1 protein-coding gene and 1 pseudogene are annotated in these 1,648 nt (G+C 69.1%); both read left to right on the top strand.

Going from position 1 to position 1,648, the window contains the following annotated elements:
- Window positions 1-104: 104 nt before the first annotated feature.
- The gene (locus JNN06_RS08295; protein WP_291239121.1) at window positions 105-770 is read left to right on the top strand and encodes a response regulator transcription factor; all 666 of its coding nucleotides are present in this window, start codon (window positions 105-107) and stop codon (window positions 768-770) included.
- Window positions 767-1,648, top strand: a pseudogene (locus JNN06_RS08300) (sensor histidine kinase); the annotation flags it as partial. The gene JNN06_RS08295 and the pseudogene JNN06_RS08300, both read left to right, overlap by 4 nt.

Here is a 1,648-nt window from a genome sequence, read left to right on the forward strand (position 1 = left end):
GTCTATGAGGTGGAGCTGATCACCCCCGACGGGCGTTTGATCGAGATGGATCTGGAGGCCGCGACCGGCACTCTGGTCGAGATGGACGAGGAAGAGCAGGACTGATGCGCGCGCTTGTGGTGGAGGATGACCGCCGGATCGCCGAAGATCTGGCCCGCGCCCTGACCTCGGCGGGGTTCCGGGTGGAAAACGTGGCCGATGGCGAGGCTGCGTGGTTTCAGGGCGGCACCGAGGCCTATGACCTGATCGTGCTGGATCTGGGCTTGCCCCGGCTGGATGGCCTGACCGTGCTGAAGCGGTGGCGCGCCGAGGGGGTAGAGGCGCCTGTGCTGGTGCTGACCGCGCGCGGCGCCTGGACCGAACGGGTGGAGGGCATTGACGCCGGAGCCGATGATTACCTGCCCAAGCCGTTCCGCATGGAGGAATTGCTGGCCCGTGCGCGCGCTTTGGTGCGGCGCTCCGGGGGCCTCGCCACGGCGCAGCAAGAGGTGGGGGCGCTGTCGGTCGACCTCAACCGCATGACGGTGGCGCTGCGGGGCGTGCCGGTCAGCATGACGCCGCTGGAATTTCGGGTGATCGCCTATCTGGCGCTGCATCGCAGCCGGATGGTGCCGCCGACCGAGTTGATCGAGCATCTTTATGGCGATGATGACGCCAAGGAGGCCAATGCCGTAGAGGCGATCATCGCCCGGCTGCGGCGCAAGCTGGGGGCGGGCGTCATCGGCACAAGGCGCGGCTTTGGCTATTATCTGGAAGGCGCGCAGGCGTGAGGGCGGCGCCCGGCTCGATCCGCTGGCGGCTGATGGCGGCAGGGGCGGCGGCCATTGCGGGCGCGCTGCTGATTGCGGCCTTTGGCCTGACTTTCCTGTTTGATCGCCATGTGCAGCGCGTGGCAGTGGCCGATCTGGCGGCGCGGGCGTTGTCTGTCGTGGCCATGGTGGAGCCCGATACGCCGGGCGGGCCCAGCTTCCGGCAGGCGCCGGGTGATCCTCTTTATGAGCAGCCCTTTTCCGGCCATTACTGGCAGGCCGAACTGGCGGGCGAGCGGCGCCGCTCGCGCTCGCTGTGGGATTATACCCTGCCGCTGCCCGCCATCGACCTGACGCCCGGCCAGTCGCGGGTGCAAACCCTGCCCGGCCCGATGGGCGAACCGCTGCTGGCCTTTGAACAGCATTTTCAGGTGGGCGATGTGCCGCTGCGTGTGGTGGTCGCCACCAATCGGGGCGAGCTGGAGCGCGCGCGGGCCGGGTTTCTCTCGGACCTTCTGCCCTATCTGGCCCTGCTCGGGGGCTTGCTGCTGGCCGGGTCTGTCGCGCAGGTAATCATCGGGCTGAAACCCCTGTCGCAGGTCAGCGCCCGGGTGGCGGCGCTGCGTTCGGGGGCGCAGCCGCGCATGGGGCAGGATATGCCGCAAGAGGTGCAGCCTCTGGCCGCCGAGATTGATCAGCTTCTGGATGATCGCGATGCCGAGCTGGCGCGGGCGCGCCATCGCGCCTCGGACCTCGCGCATGGGTTCAAGACCCCGCTGCAAGCGCTGCTCGGCGATGCGCAACAGCTGCGCGACCGGGGCGCCGCCGATCTGGCCGAGAGCGTGGAAACCGTGGCCACCGCCATGCGCCGTCTCGTCGACCGAGAGCTGGCGCGGGCG

This window comes from Gemmobacter sp. (genome assembly GCF_016792925.1).
In the GTDB taxonomy this organism is placed as follows: domain Bacteria; phylum Pseudomonadota; class Alphaproteobacteria; order Rhodobacterales; family Rhodobacteraceae; genus Gemmobacter.